Here is a 1,052-nt window from a genome sequence, read left to right on the forward strand (position 1 = left end):
TTAAAAAGAATGGCATGCTTGCCTTTCTTTCATCATATCGACTAGCTTTTCAGCATATAAAGCATGATATAGAAGGCCCTTGGATCCCATGCCGGTAATTACCCAAACGTTTACTCCTATTTTTTGTATGATAGGCATATGACCAGGAGTAGAAGCACGCACCCCTGCTCTGCAGTTTAACACTGTCGCACCTTCTAATGCAGGCAATAAAGCCAGGGCTTTAGGCATAATTTCTCCTGAAGCCATTTTCAAATTAGCCTGCGCTGATTGAAAGCCACGTTCATAAGTCGCCCCTAATGTGCAGCTATTTTTTCCCTTATTCATAATTAGGTAGGCTTGTGAGCTTAAAGGACATGGCAAAGGTTCCAAGCTGTTAGGCCACACAATATCAATAACCTGACCTTTTACTTCGGTCACAGGCAGCTTTTGCGGTGTTAGCAACCTATTAACGAAGGCACCCGTAGCTACCACGATATGGTCAAAAGCTTTCAATTCATCCAATGTTTCTATTTCCTGTCTTTCAAGCACAGCTCCTTTTTCATTGCAGGCTTTCCATAGTCCCTCCAAATAAAGAGAGCAATCTACTGCCATGCATTTTTTAATAAAGAGTGCTGGATGAAAAGACAGTCCTGAAATTTTTTGCTTGGCCTCCTTTGCTTCTAGCCATAGCAAATCATCATACTTAAAAGCTGAGCGCTGAAAATCCTTTTTTTGTTGAAGTGAAAGAGCTACCCGCAAAAATCCGTTATAGCTCGCCACTGGCATGCCCATTTTTTCAGAGGCAAGGTTTAGCAGCTTCTCTGTGGCCTCAAAACCTTCTAGCCCATAACGATTAAGCTTAGCGGTAGCACCCACATAAGGGTGCAGCAGTCCGGCAGCTACTCCGGAGGCTCCTCCTCCCACCCCTAAATGGTCAAAGAAAGTGATACTAGGTCTTTGCTTGCAGGAAAATTTTTTTAGCAAAAACCACCCTGTGGCTAATCCTGATAGACCTGTTCCTATAATAGCTATACGCATAAGCACAACAGCTTATTTGATTTATAGTTAAAATA

Annotated in this window: 1 protein-coding gene; it reads right to left on the bottom strand. The window is 42.6% G+C overall.

The features are described 5' to 3' along the window. A complete protein-coding gene (locus DB41_RS10375; RefSeq protein ID WP_039387073.1) occupies positions 1–1,017 on the bottom strand; it encodes an FAD-binding oxidoreductase in 1,017 nt (338 codons plus the stop codon). Positions 1,018–1,052: the final 35 nt, after the last annotated feature.

The sequence above is a fragment of the Neochlamydia sp. TUME1 genome (assembly GCF_000813645.1).
Taxonomy (GTDB): Bacteria; Chlamydiota; Chlamydiia; order Chlamydiales; family Parachlamydiaceae; genus Neochlamydia.